15 protein-coding genes and 1 tRNA gene are annotated in these 12,003 nt (G+C 59.8%); 9 read left to right on the top strand and 7 right to left on the bottom strand.

The window, feature by feature from the left end; all coding sequences use genetic code 11:
* Window positions 1–29: 29 nt before the first annotated feature.
* Complete coding sequence (gene rpsU, locus SynMITS9220_RS11345; protein WP_006043142.1) at window positions 30–200, top strand: 30S ribosomal protein S21; 171 nt, start codon at window positions 30–32, stop codon at window positions 198–200.
* Window positions 201–349: 149 nt separating this feature from the next.
* Window positions 350–493: a hypothetical protein gene (locus tag SynMITS9220_RS11340; RefSeq protein ID WP_170951854.1), complete on the top strand. Its 144-nt coding sequence runs from the start codon at window positions 350–352 to the stop codon at window positions 491–493.
* 31 nt (window positions 494–524) lie between these two features.
* Here the strand turns inward: SynMITS9220_RS11340 and SynMITS9220_RS11335 are convergent, their stop codons facing one another.
* Window positions 525–2,075, bottom strand: a complete 1,551-nt coding sequence (locus SynMITS9220_RS11335; RefSeq protein ID WP_186989327.1) for a YifB family Mg chelatase-like AAA ATPase — start codon at window positions 2,073–2,075, stop codon at window positions 525–527.
* A 72-nt stretch (window positions 2,076–2,147) separates the two neighbouring features.
* On the opposite strand from SynMITS9220_RS11335, the gene SynMITS9220_RS11330 reads away from it, so the two are divergent.
* From SynMITS9220_RS11330 to SynMITS9220_RS11320, 3 genes are read left to right on the top strand one after another with little or no spacing between them, the layout of a single operon-like run.
* Window positions 2,148–2,489 carry a histidine triad nucleotide-binding protein gene (locus SynMITS9220_RS11330; protein ID WP_186992172.1) on the top strand — a complete coding sequence of 114 codons (342 nt, stop codon included), beginning with the start codon at window positions 2,148–2,150 and terminating at the stop codon, window positions 2,487–2,489.
* Window positions 2,490–2,513: 24 nt separating this feature from the next.
* Complete coding sequence (locus SynMITS9220_RS11325; RefSeq protein ID WP_186989325.1) at window positions 2,514–4,520, top strand: ABC transporter ATP-binding protein/permease; 2,007 nt, start codon at window positions 2,514–2,516, stop codon at window positions 4,518–4,520.
* A gap of 6 nt (window positions 4,521–4,526) precedes the next feature.
* Window positions 4,527–4,736, top strand: a complete 210-nt coding sequence (locus SynMITS9220_RS11320; protein WP_067096604.1) for a chlorophyll a/b-binding protein — start codon at window positions 4,527–4,529, stop codon at window positions 4,734–4,736.
* A gap of 14 nt (window positions 4,737–4,750) precedes the next feature.
* Here SynMITS9220_RS11320 and SynMITS9220_RS11315 read toward each other — a convergent pair whose 3' ends face one another.
* The 4 genes from SynMITS9220_RS11315 to psbX all read right to left on the bottom strand — a co-directional run bounded on the left by SynMITS9220_RS11315 (window position 4,751) and on the right by psbX (window position 6,947).
* Window positions 4,751–5,215: a TolB family protein gene (locus SynMITS9220_RS11315; RefSeq protein ID WP_370594337.1), complete on the bottom strand. Its 465-nt coding sequence runs from the start codon at window positions 5,213–5,215 to the stop codon at window positions 4,751–4,753.
* 20 nt (window positions 5,216–5,235) lie between these two features.
* Window positions 5,236–5,724: a Tol biopolymer transporter periplasmic protein gene (locus tag SynMITS9220_RS11310; RefSeq protein WP_186989321.1), complete on the bottom strand. Its 489-nt coding sequence runs from the start codon at window positions 5,722–5,724 to the stop codon at window positions 5,236–5,238.
* 41 nt (window positions 5,725–5,765) lie between these two features.
* Window positions 5,766–6,743, bottom strand: coding sequence for a Ycf66 family protein (locus SynMITS9220_RS11305; RefSeq protein ID WP_186989319.1), 978 nt, complete (start codon window positions 6,741–6,743; stop codon window positions 5,766–5,768).
* Window positions 6,744–6,824: 81 nt separating this feature from the next.
* A complete protein-coding gene (gene psbX, locus SynMITS9220_RS11300) occupies window positions 6,825–6,947 on the bottom strand; it encodes a photosystem II reaction center X protein (RefSeq protein WP_066910860.1) in 123 nt (40 codons plus the stop codon).
* An 89-nt stretch (window positions 6,948–7,036) separates the two neighbouring features.
* Here psbX and SynMITS9220_RS11295 point away from each other — a divergent pair, with 89 nt between their 5' ends.
* Window positions 7,037–7,366: a YggT family protein gene (locus tag SynMITS9220_RS11295; RefSeq protein WP_186992170.1), complete on the top strand. Its 330-nt coding sequence runs from the start codon at window positions 7,037–7,039 to the stop codon at window positions 7,364–7,366.
* Window positions 7,367–7,388: 22 nt separating this feature from the next.
* On the opposite strand, the gene accC is transcribed toward SynMITS9220_RS11295, so the two are convergent.
* On the bottom strand, window positions 7,389–8,735 hold the full coding sequence (accC, locus tag SynMITS9220_RS11290) for an acetyl-CoA carboxylase biotin carboxylase subunit (protein WP_186989317.1): 1,347 nt from the start codon (window positions 8,733–8,735) through the stop codon (window positions 7,389–7,391).
* A gap of 148 nt (window positions 8,736–8,883) precedes the next feature.
* Here accC and SynMITS9220_RS11285 point away from each other — a divergent pair.
* The 3 genes from SynMITS9220_RS11285 to msrB all read left to right on the top strand — a co-directional run bounded on the left by SynMITS9220_RS11285 (window position 8,884) and on the right by msrB (window position 10,734).
* Window positions 8,884–8,965, top strand: a tRNA-Leu gene (locus tag SynMITS9220_RS11285).
* Between the two features lie 29 nt (window positions 8,966–8,994).
* Entirely contained in the window at window positions 8,995–10,281 is a 1,287-nt protein-coding gene (locus SynMITS9220_RS11280; protein WP_186989314.1) for a glycosyl transferase, read from the top strand.
* Between the two features lie 27 nt (window positions 10,282–10,308).
* The gene (gene msrB, locus SynMITS9220_RS11275) at window positions 10,309–10,734 is read left to right on the top strand and encodes a peptide-methionine (R)-S-oxide reductase MsrB (protein WP_186989312.1); all 426 of its coding nucleotides are present in this window, start codon (window positions 10,309–10,311) and stop codon (window positions 10,732–10,734) included.
* Between the two features lie 41 nt (window positions 10,735–10,775).
* On the opposite strand, the gene SynMITS9220_RS11270 is transcribed toward msrB, so the two are convergent.
* Window positions 10,776–11,951 (bottom strand): PRC-barrel domain-containing protein, encoded by a 1,176-nt coding sequence (locus SynMITS9220_RS11270; protein WP_186989310.1) that lies wholly within the window; start codon window positions 11,949–11,951, stop codon window positions 10,776–10,778.
* Window positions 11,952–12,003 lie beyond the last annotated feature (52 nt).

The raw sequence follows: 12,003 nt of genomic DNA, 5'->3' as shown, positions 1-12,003 counted from the left end.
TAGTGCGCTGGAAATCTCTTGCTTGTTGAATGACTCAGGTCACGGTCGGCGAAAACGAAGGCATCGAATCGGCGTTGCGTCGCTTCAAGCGTCAGGTCTCCAAGGCTGGAATCTTCGCTGACCTCAAGCGTCTGCGTCACCACGAAACACCGATCGAGAAGTACAAGCGCAAAGCTCAGCAGCGTCGCCGCCGTCGCTGAATCCGATTCGGCCGCTGAGTCGATCAACGTCTCAGCGGGTTGGTGGTGCAGTTTTAGTTTTTGAACAAGGGCCAAAAACCCGTATTTCGGCCTGTTGGCTTCCTCCTCTGTCCTGTCGAGACTGAAGGAAGAGATGAGGAATCAACACCATGGGTCGCTCAATCAATGCATTCCGCTCCTGGATGGCTGAAACCCTTTCCCATGCCATGGGAAATCCCAGAGAGGAGAAGATGACCGTTCCTCCGGCCATCGGACCTCAGCCTTATCGGGATGATCCCAGGTCAGCTCGATGACCAGTTGAGCCTGGTGTTGTCTGGGCCCTGGTCAGCTCCATGGCTCAGCAACATCGAAACTCCTGAAACGAAGGGCAGAGGCCAGATTCTCAATGGACACCTGGTCACTGGCACGGAGGTCAGCCACTGTCCTGGCAACCCGAAGCAGACGTAGTCCGCTGCGCATGCTCAAACGTCGTGCCCGGATCACCTCCTCCCAGTGGCCGATGGTGTCTGGCCTGAACCGTCCATGACGCTGCAGGCCCTCGGCATTCAGTTCCCGGTTGGTCAGACCATCAGGATTGCGCTCACGCATTCGCACCCTGGCGCGATGAATAGAGGCCGCGTTGAATGTCGGATCCTGCGCAGGAGTCTCCTCAGTCATGCTTCGCCGCAAACTGTCGGGCTCTGCTGGTTCGAGTTTCAACTGTAGATCCATCCGGTCGAGCAGTGGTCCTGATAGCCGCCCCCAGTAGCGACGACGTTTCAGCTCACTGCAGATGCAGCGGCGATCGCCTGACCATCCACAAGGACAGGGATTGGCGGCAGCGACCAGGGTCACCCGGCTGGGGAAGCGGCAGCTGAGCCTTGCTCTGCTCAACCAGATCACGCCCTCCTCGAGGGGCTGGCGCAGCTGGTCGAGCACTGATCGAGGGAATTCGGTCAGTTCATCCAGGAACAACACTCCACCGTGGGCAAGGCTGAGTTCTCCTGGTCGGGGATGGGCACCCCCTCCAAGCAATGCGGCAGCTGTTGCGCTGTGGTGTGGGCTTCGAAAGGGTCGTTGCTGGATCAGCTGCCCTTTTCCGCGGATGAGTCCGGCAATCGAATGCAGGCGGGTGATTTCCAGGGCTTCTTCCCTTTCCAGAGGAGGAAGCAGAGAGGGCAACTGATGGGCCAGAACTGTTTTGCCGCATCCAGGCGGACCCACCAACAACAGATGATGACCGCCGGCAGCAGCGATGGCGAGTCCCTGACGAGCGAGATCTTGTCCGGGAAGGTGCAGCAGTTGCTCGGTTGATTCAGAGGCTGGAGCGGATTGCTGAATGGCTGGTTGTGCGGACTGTCTGCCGCGTTGATGCGCTCCAGTTGGGCCACTGCGAAGAAGGTCCACGAGCTCTTGAAGTGTGGATGCGCTGCGGATCAGCAGGCCGGTTACCAGGGAGGCCTCGGCCGCATCACCTGCCGAGACGGCAAGGGCGCGGGCGTCTTGCTCAGCCGCCTGGCAGGCGATGGCCAGGATCCCGCGGCAGGGCCTGATGCTGCCATCGAGCCCCAGCTCTCCGGCACACCAAAGCCCATTGAGTACAGGTGCATCGAGCTGTCCACTCGCCACAAGCAAAGCCAACGCGATGGGGAGGTCGAATGCGGGACCTTCCTTGCGCAGATCTGCAGGTGCCAGGTTCACCACCACTCTCACGAGAGGGCCGCGAAATCCGCTGTTGCGCAAAGCGGCCCTCACACGCTCCCTTGACTCCTGAATGGCGGTATCGGGCAAGCCCACCAGCTGCAGCCCTGGTAACCCTGGAGCCAGATCCACCTCGACGGTCACAGGAATGGCGTCGAAACCGAGCAGTGACGCACTGAGGCAGCGTGCCAGCATTGAACTGATGAGCGGTGCATGGATCTGATGCCCTGCCTGTCCCATTACCTGCCCCCCCCCAGCCCCTTTGCCATGGCCGAGGACACGATCTTTTCTCGCATCCTGCGGGGTGAGATTCCCTGCGATGAGGTCTATAGCGATGAGCATTGCCTCGCCTTTCGCGACATCGCTCCCCAGGCTCCCGTTCACGTACTCGTGATCCCACGTGAACCGCTTGTGGGTCTCCAGGATGTCGGCGAAGAGCACGCTGCTCTGCTTGGACATCTACTGCTTGTTGCGGCCCGAGTGGCCAAGCAGGAGGGGCTCAAGGATTGGCGAACGGTGATCAATAGCGGTGCCGCCGCCGGTCAGACCGTGTTTCATCTGCATGTGCACGTGATCGGAGGTCGCGCACTGGATTGGCCCCCCGGTTGATCCAGATTCAGTGAGAATGACTCCATGACAACCACCCCTCGGCGTCCTGCCCAGGGACTGGGTGCGCAGCTGGGCAAGCTGCAGCGCCTGGCCCAGCCCTATTTCCTCCCTGTGGAGGAAACTCGCACCTGGCAGTTCTTATTGCTGGTGCTCTCACTGCTGCTTGTGGTGATCGGAGTCACGCTCGGGTTGCTCACGCTCGTTGTGGCCCTGACGGATCAATTGATCCCGACACTGCAGGATCGCTTTCTCCCCGGAGTCGATGAGATCGTTCGATCGATCTGGTCAGGCTGGATTGGTCCGGTCGTGCTCGCTTGCTCGCTGGCAGGAGCCGGTTTCTTCATTGCGTTCCGCAGCAAACTCCGGCAAGGCCGTTGGCTTCCCTGGTTGCTGCTTGGTGTGATCGCTCTGCTGATTCTGGTGATCAACGGCATCAACGTCGGCATCAGCTATATCGCCCGCAATATCGAGAATGCACTGGTTGCCTACGACGTTTCAAGTTTCTGGAACATCGTCGCCATCTATGCGTTCTGCCTGGTGCTTGCGCTGCCGATTCGCGCGGTGCAGAGCTATCTGATCCCCAAGGTGGGTTTGATGTGGAGGCGCTGGCTCAGCTCGCGTCTACTGGGTCGCTATCTCTCCAATCGTGCTTACTACGTTCTCAATCCCAACGATGAGAACGCTTCTGATATCGATAACCCTGATCAACGGATTGCTGACGATACCCGCAGTTTCACGATCACCAGCTTGAGTGTTGTTGTGGAGGTGATCACGGCTCTGCTCACCTTCTTCAGTTTCATCCTTGTGCTGTGGGGAATTAATGGTCGTCTTGCCCAGCTGCTGATCGTTTACTCCGTCGTTGGAACCACTCTCATTGTTTATGCCAGTCGCAAGCTGGTGGCCTTGAATTATCAGCAGCTCAAGCTGGAAGCCGACTTCCGTTATGGGCTCGTCCATATCCGCGATAACGCCGAGTCGATTGCCTTTTATGGCGGCGAAAAGCAAGAGGGGAAGGAGGCCAACCGCCGACTGGACGGCGCTATCAGCAACTACAACCGACTGATTATCTGGGAGGCGCTGATCAGTGTGATTCAGCGTTCTTACGATTACTTTTCTCGCTTTCTCCCTTGGCTGGTTATCGCACCCATTTACTTCGCTAAAGAGGTTGATTTTGGTGTTTTCGGACAGGCCAGCATCGCCTTCTCTCAGGTGCTTTTTTCAGTCAGCTATATCGTCAACAACATTGATCGTCTGGCAGCCTTTTCAGCCAGCATTTCCCGACTGGAGGGATTCCAGGGAAGGGTTGATGAGATCACGCACCGCAGTGAAGACGATCAACTCGGCACTCTTCATGACGCCAAGGAGGTCGAGGCCAGTCGGCTACTGCTCAGTCATGTTGATCTGGTGCCTCCTCAGAGCGACCGGGTTCTGATCAAAGACCTCAGCCTCAGCATGGAGGCCCGCCAGCGGCTGCTGGTGGTGGGTCCTTCAGGTTGCGGCAAGACATCATTCCTGCGGTTGGCGAGTGGACTCTGGCCGGTCAGTGGTGACGGTCATCTGGAACGTCCTCCTGCCGGCGACATGCTCTTTATCCCCCAGAAGCCCTACATGCTGCTGGGTTCCCTGCGTGAACAGCTGGCCTATCCACTCCAGCCCGATCGCTTTGATGCTGATCAGTTCCGCTCCGTTCTCCAGGAAGTGCGGCTGCCTGATCTGGTTAACCGCTATCCCGATCTGGATGTGAAGCAGGACTGGCCGCGCCTGTTGTCTCTTGGCGAGCAGCAGCGTCTCGCCTTTGCCCGGTTGCTGCTCAATGCTCCGCACATGGTGGTGCTTGATGAAGCAACCAGCGCTCTGGACGTCGCTACGGAACGGCATCTTTATGAACTGCTTTGCCGACGTGAAATTTCATTCATCAGTGTTGGCCACAGGCCAACTCTTCGAGAGTTCCATGACACGGTTCTTGAACTCGATGGCAAGGGAGGATGGCGTCTGCTTCCCGCGGCAGGCTATGAATTTGGCCGCGTTTGATCCCCGATGACTTCCGAGACCGACTCAGCGAAGCCGCCTGAGGCTCCTGCCGACCAGACACCCTCAGCAACCACAAGTGATGTTCCTGCATTCGGCTGGAGCGGCTATGCAGAGCGTGTCAATGGCCGTTTCGCCATGATCGGCTTTCTTTCAGTGCTGCTTGTGGAAGCGCTGAGCCACGACACCTTCCTGCATTGGTCTGGTCTGGTTCCCTGAGCGTCAATCGTTGGTCAAGGTAAACGGATCAGATCCACATCCCATCGCCCCTGGCGGCTCACCTGCACAGCAAGGAGACGTCCTGACCCATCCAGGCTGACCTCTCTGGGAACTCCTGCGGGTTCAACGGGTAAGCGTTGCAGGATTCCCACACCACGGCGGTAGAGCATCAGTTCTGTGCGTCCATCTCGGCTGCGGATCAGGGCAATGCGATTGCCATCAGCGCTGACGCTGACACTGATCGGCTGTGCATCCGCCTGATTGAGGCCAGGCAGCGGCACCGGCTGACCGTTGCGTAGATCCACAAGCTCGACGCGTTCCCGACCGTTGCGACTGGCGATGGACGCCAACCAGCGGTTGCCCATGGAGGGCCATCGCCGGCTGTCTGAACTGCGCTGCAGGGCACTGCTGATGCCACGCTCGGGGCGTAGACCGGATGGACCACAGCCCATCAGGCAAAGCCCAAGCAGCAGTGCCATCAATCGCGGCCATTGAGCTCTCATGGCTGAAGCTCTGCCGGATTTGAGCGGCGTAGCCCACCGCGTCGATCCGGTTCGAGCAGTCCGCTGAGATCAAGCAGTTCCACCTGCCAACGTCCTCGATCGGCGGTTTGCACCGCTAGCTGACGTCCATCGGGCGAGAGGCTCAGTCGCACGGGAGTGCGACCTGAGGGGAGGCGAAGCGGATGGGCTCGGCCACTGAGTCGGTCTTCGATCAAAACAAGCCGTCGGTTGCCGCGCTGAATGATCACCGCCAGATAGCGACCGTTCCAACTCAGGGAAGGAGAGCTGTGGGGCTGTTGCCCGTTGAGATGGCGCAGCTGCAGACGACCGCCGCCACGAAGGTTCTTTAACTGCACGGTCGGTCTGCCGCGCTGGTCAACAATCACTGCCAGCTTGCTGCCGTCTCCACTGAGGGCCGGCTGCTGCTGCTGTTCAGGCAGAAGGGAACTTGGTGCCCGCTGAGTTCTGCCGCTACACCCGGCCATCAGCAGACCAATCAGCAGCAGCAGCAGCGCAGGGGAGCGGATCAGTCGTCGAAGCGGGAGCTGTTGTCCCGTGGACGCGAACTGCGGGGAGGCGTTCGTCCTGAATCCTGGGGACGCGTGTCGGGCGGGGTCCCCTGGCCAGGCTGACGTCTACTTGGGCTGTAGGCCGCATCTTCAGCAGCTTGACGGAACGGTGTCCCCTGCGGAACTCCAGGCGGTGTTGTCGCTGCTGAGCGATTGATAAAAGGCGAACGGGACACTGATGCCTGTGACTCCTCGGTTGGGCGAGGGGAGGCTGTGCGAGCGGAAGATGCACGAGGCGAGGCGGTTGAAGGTCCTCCTTCGCGGGTAGAAGCCGCGCTGGGCCTGCTGCCGCGTCGCTGATCCTCCCGCTGATTACGGCGATCACCGAAGCTGGGGCCCGTGGATGGGCGGTCGTCGTCTCGATTGCCGAAGCGGGCCATGCGGCGATCCTGCTCGCTGTCCTGCCTCCAGCTGGAGGGTTCTTCAGGCCTGCCACGTCGTCGACTTGCGGCTTGCTCAGGAATCGCTGCTCTGGAATTTCGGCGTGGGCGGTAGAAGTCGTCCTCCTGGCCTTCATTGCGGTCAAATTCCTGGCCTGCGAAGCGGCGTCTCAGTGGCTGAGGTTCGTCGAAGCTGTCGTAGGAGTCGTCGTAACCGCCGCGCATTCCCGGGGCTTGCCCCCTGGCGGGCGGTTCGTCATCGAAGTAGGCCGAGCGGCGTGCTTGCTCTGCTGAGATTCCTCGCAAACGAACGCTCTCGTAGGCGAAGAAAACCGTTGTGCCGGCCAACAAAAACTGTCCGAACTGGAGAATCGGGTCAAGTCTCCAGCCCTGGAAGAAGAGAATTCCGCCGCAGAGCAGGCCGATGGCTGCAAAAAAAACGTCGTAATCGCGGGCGAGCGCAGGCTTGAAGCTGCGCATGAAATACAGCATTGCGCCGCCAACGGCCAGCACGATGCCAACGATGCTGGCCCAATTAAGACTGGCGTTAACCACGATTAGGACCTCGAAAAGCGTTCACCGGATTCTTCGAAACCGGGAACTGTTGATTCAAGTTTACGAAGCGCGCCAGTCCCTTCAGAGCTTTCGGTCCACCTGGTCGGTTTGGCTGAACAGGAACAGTGCGATGGAAGCAGGCACCACCACGATCACGGCACCCGCGACCAGGCTGAGAAGGAAATTGGTGAGGGAGGGAGTCATAGCGATCGGGCCGGAACCAAACCCTGGATTCAAGGCAAGAGCGATCTTAGGGATCGTTGGCGACTTTCTACGATGCTGATCCCGTTGCTTTGAGCTTTGTGACGCCGACCCTGCTTCAGGTTCTGCCGACAGTGCATCTGATCCTGGGTCTGCTGCTGGCCGCATGGAGCTTGATGTTTCTGATGCGGATCGTGCTCACCTGGTATCCCAAGGCCGACTCCAAGTCGGGGGTCTGGGCTGTGGTGATCTGGCTGACAGAGCCTGTGCTGGCCCTCACACGCCGTGTTGTGGCACCGATCGGCGGTGTGGATGTAACACCGGTCATCTGGCTCGGCTTGGTCAGCCTCATGCGTGAGCTGTTGGTGGGTCAGCAGGGTGTGCTTTCACAGATGCTGATGCGTTCCCAAGCCATCGCTTGATCGGCCCTTGTTCAGGTCAAGGTCAGGGGAGCATTTCCTGTTCAACGAATTTGGTGTGGACGTCGCCGTTGATGAATTCCGGTCGTTCGATCATCTCCAGGTGGAAGTCGACCGTTGTGGGGATCCCCGTGACGGCGCATTCATTGAGGGCTCGCTTCATGCGTGACAACGCATGGGTGCGATCAGTTCCCCAAACGATCAGCTTGCCGATCAGAGAGTCGTAAAAGGGTGGGATGTCGTAACCGGTGTACACGTGACTGTCGACGCGCACTCCAGGACCTCCAGGGGGTAACCAACCGGTGATCCGTCCCGGTGCGGGGCGGAAGTTGTGGCGTGCATCCTCTGCATTGATGCGGCACTCGATCGCGTGACCACGCAACTGAATGTCTTTTTGAAGAACGCTGATCGGCTCGCCTCCGGCGATGCGCAGTTGCTCAGTGATGAGGTCAACGCCTGTGACCATCTCAGTGACAGGGTGCTCCACCTGGATGCGGGTGTTCATTTCCATGAAATAGAACCCACCGCTGCGGTCCAGCAGGAACTCGACGGTTCCGGCGCCCTCATAGTCAATGCTGCGTGCTGCAGCCACAGCCGCTTCGCCCATGCGTCGACGCAGCTCAGGGTCAAGGGCAGGGCTGGGCGCCTCTTCCAGCAGTTTCTGGTGGCGGCGCTGAATCGAGCAGTCACGTTCGCCGAGATGAACGACGTTGCCGTGGCGATCGGCCAACACCTGCACTTCAACGTGACGCGGGCGGTCGATGAATTTCTCCATGTACAGCCCAGGGTTCCCGAAGGCTGCTTCTGCCTCCCCCTGTGCTGCCTTGAAGAGCGTGTCGAGCTGATCAGGACTCTGGACGAGGCGCATGCCACGGCCTCCGCCACCGGCCGTGGCCTTGATCATCACGGGGTAACCCATGCTGGCTGCGAGTTCAGCCGCTTCCTTGGTTCCTGAAAGCAAACCTTCGCTGCCGGGAACGGTGGGAACACCCACCGATTGCATGGTGGTTTTGGCGGTGGACTTATCGCCCATCGAGCGGATCGCGTGGGGTGAAGGTCCCACAAAGATGAGGCCGTGGTCGCGGCACATTTCCGCGAACTTGTCGTTTTCGGCCAGAAACCCGTAGCCGGGATGGATGGCGTCAACGCCCCTGGAGGTAGCTGCCGCAAGAATGTTGGGAACGTTCAGATAGCTGCGGTTGCTGGGGCCTTCGCCAACACAAACCGCCTCATCTGCCAGTTGAACGTGGAGAGCGTTGCGATCAACGGTGCTGTAAACCGCAACCGTGGCGATCCCCATCTCCCGGCAGCTCCTCAGAATTCTGAGAGCAATTTCGCCGCGGTTGGCGATCAGCACCTTGCCGATGGGCATCCCGCAGTTACCAAGCCAGGGCGGATCGTATCAGTGTCCGTGCGTGGGCGTTCATCCCTTCCCTGAGGGGTCAGCCGGGAGAGCATTAACGGGCACCCCAGCCGGTATGATCGATCCCCGATGAAGCCCGAGGGGCTGAATCGACCACGCGGATGTGGTGGAATTGGTAGACACGCACGTTTGAGGGGCGTGTGGCTTCGGCCTTGCGAGTTCAAGTCTCGCCATCCGCATTTCTCTTCCAAAAGCTGATCCGCTTCGCTTGACGTTCCGATCCACGGATCCAACGCTCTCTGTGGTGTTCGTGTCCAACGGACCCGGCGAGCTGAGCACCTGGGTTCGCCCGTTGGCGGAACAGCTGCACCAACAATTGCTGCTCAGACCCAGAGCCATGCATTCGCCTCTCGGCCTGAGGTTGGTGCTGGTGCCATGCCCCAACGCCACAGGTATGGAAGCTGAGGCTGCCGGCCGCTGGCAGCAGTTTGATCGCATTATTCCTGCGGCTCAGTTCTGGTCTCTGTTGCTTCATCCGGCTCGGTTCGGTCATTGGCCCGCTCAAGGAGTGGTGGTCTTTCTCGGTGGCGATCAGTTCTGGAGTGTGTTGCTCTCCGCACGACTGGGTTATCGACACATCACCTACGCCGAATGGGTGGCCCGTTGGCCTCGTTGGAATGACCGCATTGCGGCGATGGCTCCGGAGGTGCAGCAGCAGTTGCCGAAGCGCTTTCGTTCGCGTTGCAGGGTTGTGGGCGATCTGATGGCCGACCTGTCCAGCCATGCCAGAGCAAGCGATCCTTTGCCTGAAGGGGAATGGGTTGCGCTGCTGCCGGGATCCAAGCCAGCCAAACTCAGCGTGGGTGTTCCTTTTCTGTTTGAAACCGCCGATCGATTGAGGGCGAAACGCCCAGGCTGTCGATTTCTTTTGCCCGTTGCACCCACTACCAGTGCTGAGGACCTGCTCCGTTACTTAGGCCCTGCCAATCGCATCGCGGAGGGGTATACGGCCGGTGTCAGCGAGGTGCTCCCCCCCGGGGATGGCTGGCCCTGGAGGCGCCTGCTGACCGAGGCCGGCACACTCATCCATCTGCAGGAGGACCCGCCTGCCCACGGAGTGCTGAGTCAATGCTCACTGGCACTCACCACGGTGGGTGCCAACACGGCTGAACTGGGAGCTTTGGGAGTGCCCATGATTGTGCTGGTGCCCACCCAGCATCTGGGTGTGATGCAGGCCTGGGACGGTTGGATGGGCCTGTTGGCTCGCTTGCCTGGACTACGGCGACTGATCGGCCTTCTGCTCAGCGCCTGGAGGATGAGAAACCATGGTCTGCTGGCCTGGCCGAATATTTCCGCAGGCCGGATGGTGGTTCCTGAGCGGGTTGGCGCCATCACACCCGAGCAGATCGCAGCCGAGGCATTGGGCTGGTTGCAGCAACCTGAGCGGCTGCAGGGTCAGCGCGAGGATCTCAGGGCGCTGCGGGGACAGCCGGGAGCGGTGGCGGCTTTAGCTGAAGAGGTGAGGAGCCTGCTGCCAAAGGCTCTTTCCGACTAGCTTTTGATACGCAGCTCTGATCAGTGCATGACCACTCCATCAACATCCGGTAGCGATCGCATTGAACGCTCCCCTGAGGAGTGGAAGCAGCAGCTGACTCCTGAGCAATTCCAGGTGGCTCGCCGCGGAGGCACTGAACGGGCCTTCACCGGTGCTTACTGGAATCACAAGGGCGACGGCGTCTACCACTGCATCTGTTGCGATACCCCTTTGTTCAGTTCCAGCACCAAATTTGAATCCGGTACCGGTTGGCCCAGTTTCTGGCAGGGAGTCAGTTCCGGGGCCATCGTCACCAAGGAAGATTTCAGCCATGGAATGGTGCGCAGAGAAATCCTCTGTGCACGCTGTGATTCGCATCTGGGACACGTCTTCAGCGATGGACCAGCACCCACGGGACAGCGCTACTGCGTCAACAGCGCGTCACTGCAGTTCAAGGATGGTGCTCATTCCTGAACGGATTGTTCTGATCAGACTCTTGCGCTGCCCTGATTGATTCACCAGGGATCTTCAACAGGCTCGCCGGAAGCCTGCTCGGGTGGCTCGTTATTCCATGGTTCGCGTGCTTTCGGCTCCAGGTCTAGGGGTTGGCGCTCAATGGATTGCATCTCCATCGGTTCCACATCCAGTGGCGCTCCGGGGCGTTCCACAGGGCGTCGGGACGCCGGACGGGGACGCTCGTCATAGCGAGGACGTTCTCCATAGCCGGATGGATCGCGTTCGCTGATGGGGTTTGCATAGCGGGAGGGCTCGGGCTCTCGATAAGCCCGTTCGTCCTGGTCTTGAGTCCGGTAACGACGATCGTCAAGCTCCGGCTCGCGCCTGGAATAGCGCTCTGGCTCCCTGTAGGGCTCGGGTTCATCGATGGAGAGTTCATCCAGGTAGCGGCGCCGGCGCATCTCCTGTCCCCGTGGCTGTTCCAGCTCCACATATTCCAGTTCCGGCTGTTCGGCCTCAAATCGTTCGCTCTGAGAGGCCTCAAGTTGGCGTGGTGCCGTTTCAGCTGGCTGACCAGAGCTCAGTTGGTTCTCGACGGGCACAACATTGAGGCGGTAGCGCTCCCTCTCCTGCTCCTCCCAGCTGGCACCTCCCACTCCCAGCTTTTCCAGGAATCCACTATTGAGCTGTTTGAGTTTGTCTTCGGCGCCCTCGTAAACGATGATCCGGTCAGCACCGCTGCTGACGATCTCGTCGACCGGAATCTCCCAGGTGCTCAGTACCCCTTCACCCAGCAGTGGCACACCCAAAGCCCCCATCACCAGGGTGGTTAGTTCACCGGTTTCGATGTCGAACGAGAAGCCCAGGACTCGGCCGAGTTGCTGCCCTGATTCCGTGATGACCTGGCAATTGATGATGCGGCTGTAACGATCAGCGGAAAAGCCTTCGCTCAGGGAGTCGGCTGAGTCGACAAGGATCACATCCCCCACCTGGCGGATGCGGTCGAGGGGCATCCAGCGCGGTAGGCCAGGCAGGAACCTGGTGAGCGGGTTGTCGCGCAATCCCAGGGCCACCACTTCACGGCGGTCAATATCTACGACCACTTCTCCCACAACGCCCAGGCGACGTCCGCTGTCGCGGGTGATGACCTGCGTACCCATCAGTTCCGACCTCAACCAGAGGCGGTCACTGGGCACGTTCGCCAGGGGGTCATTCGGAGTTGACGACAAGCTCAACCGCGGGCCTCAGCCGGAGGGATGCGTGACATTTTGGCGCAAGGACCCCGCG

The organism is Synechococcus sp. MIT S9220, from assembly GCF_014304815.1.
Lineage (GTDB): Bacteria > Cyanobacteriota > Cyanobacteriia > PCC-6307 > Cyanobiaceae > Synechococcus_C.
Note: the sequence above shows the minus strand (reverse complement) of the source record. Positions and strands in the feature narration are given on the sequence as shown.

What these genes read in the sequence shown, in the direction of transcription:
- rpsU (WP_006043142.1), top strand. Translation starts at nt 30, where the DNA reads ATGACTCAGGTCACGGTCGGCGAAAACGAAGGCATCGAATCGGCGTTG.
- SynMITS9220_RS11310 (WP_186989321.1), bottom strand. Translation starts at nt 5,724, where the DNA reads ATGGCCGGGTGTAGCGGCAGAACTCAGCGGGCACCAAGTTCCCTTCTG.
- SynMITS9220_RS11320 (WP_067096604.1), top strand. Translation starts at nt 4,527, where the DNA reads ATGACTTCCGAGACCGACTCAGCGAAGCCGCCTGAGGCTCCTGCCGAC.
- SynMITS9220_RS11330 (WP_186992172.1), top strand. Translation starts at nt 2,148, where the DNA reads ATGGCCGAGGACACGATCTTTTCTCGCATCCTGCGGGGTGAGATTCCC.
- msrB (WP_186989312.1), top strand. Translation starts at nt 10,309, where the DNA reads ATGACCACTCCATCAACATCCGGTAGCGATCGCATTGAACGCTCCCCT.
- SynMITS9220_RS11335 (WP_186989327.1), bottom strand. Translation starts at nt 2,075, where the DNA reads ATGCTGGCACGCTGCCTCAGTGCGTCACTGCTCGGTTTCGACGCCATT.
- psbX (WP_066910860.1), bottom strand. Translation starts at nt 6,947, where the DNA reads ATGACTCCCTCCCTCACCAATTTCCTTCTCAGCCTGGTCGCGGGTGCC.
- accC (WP_186989317.1), bottom strand. Translation starts at nt 8,735, where the DNA reads ATGCCCATCGGCAAGGTGCTGATCGCCAACCGCGGCGAAATTGCTCTC.
- SynMITS9220_RS11315 (WP_370594337.1), bottom strand. Translation starts at nt 5,215, where the DNA reads ATGGCACTGCTGCTTGGGCTTTGCCTGATGGGCTGTGGTCCATCCGGT.
- SynMITS9220_RS11340 (WP_170951854.1), top strand. Translation starts at nt 350, where the DNA reads ATGGGTCGCTCAATCAATGCATTCCGCTCCTGGATGGCTGAAACCCTT.
- SynMITS9220_RS11325 (WP_186989325.1), top strand. Translation starts at nt 2,514, where the DNA reads ATGACAACCACCCCTCGGCGTCCTGCCCAGGGACTGGGTGCGCAGCTG.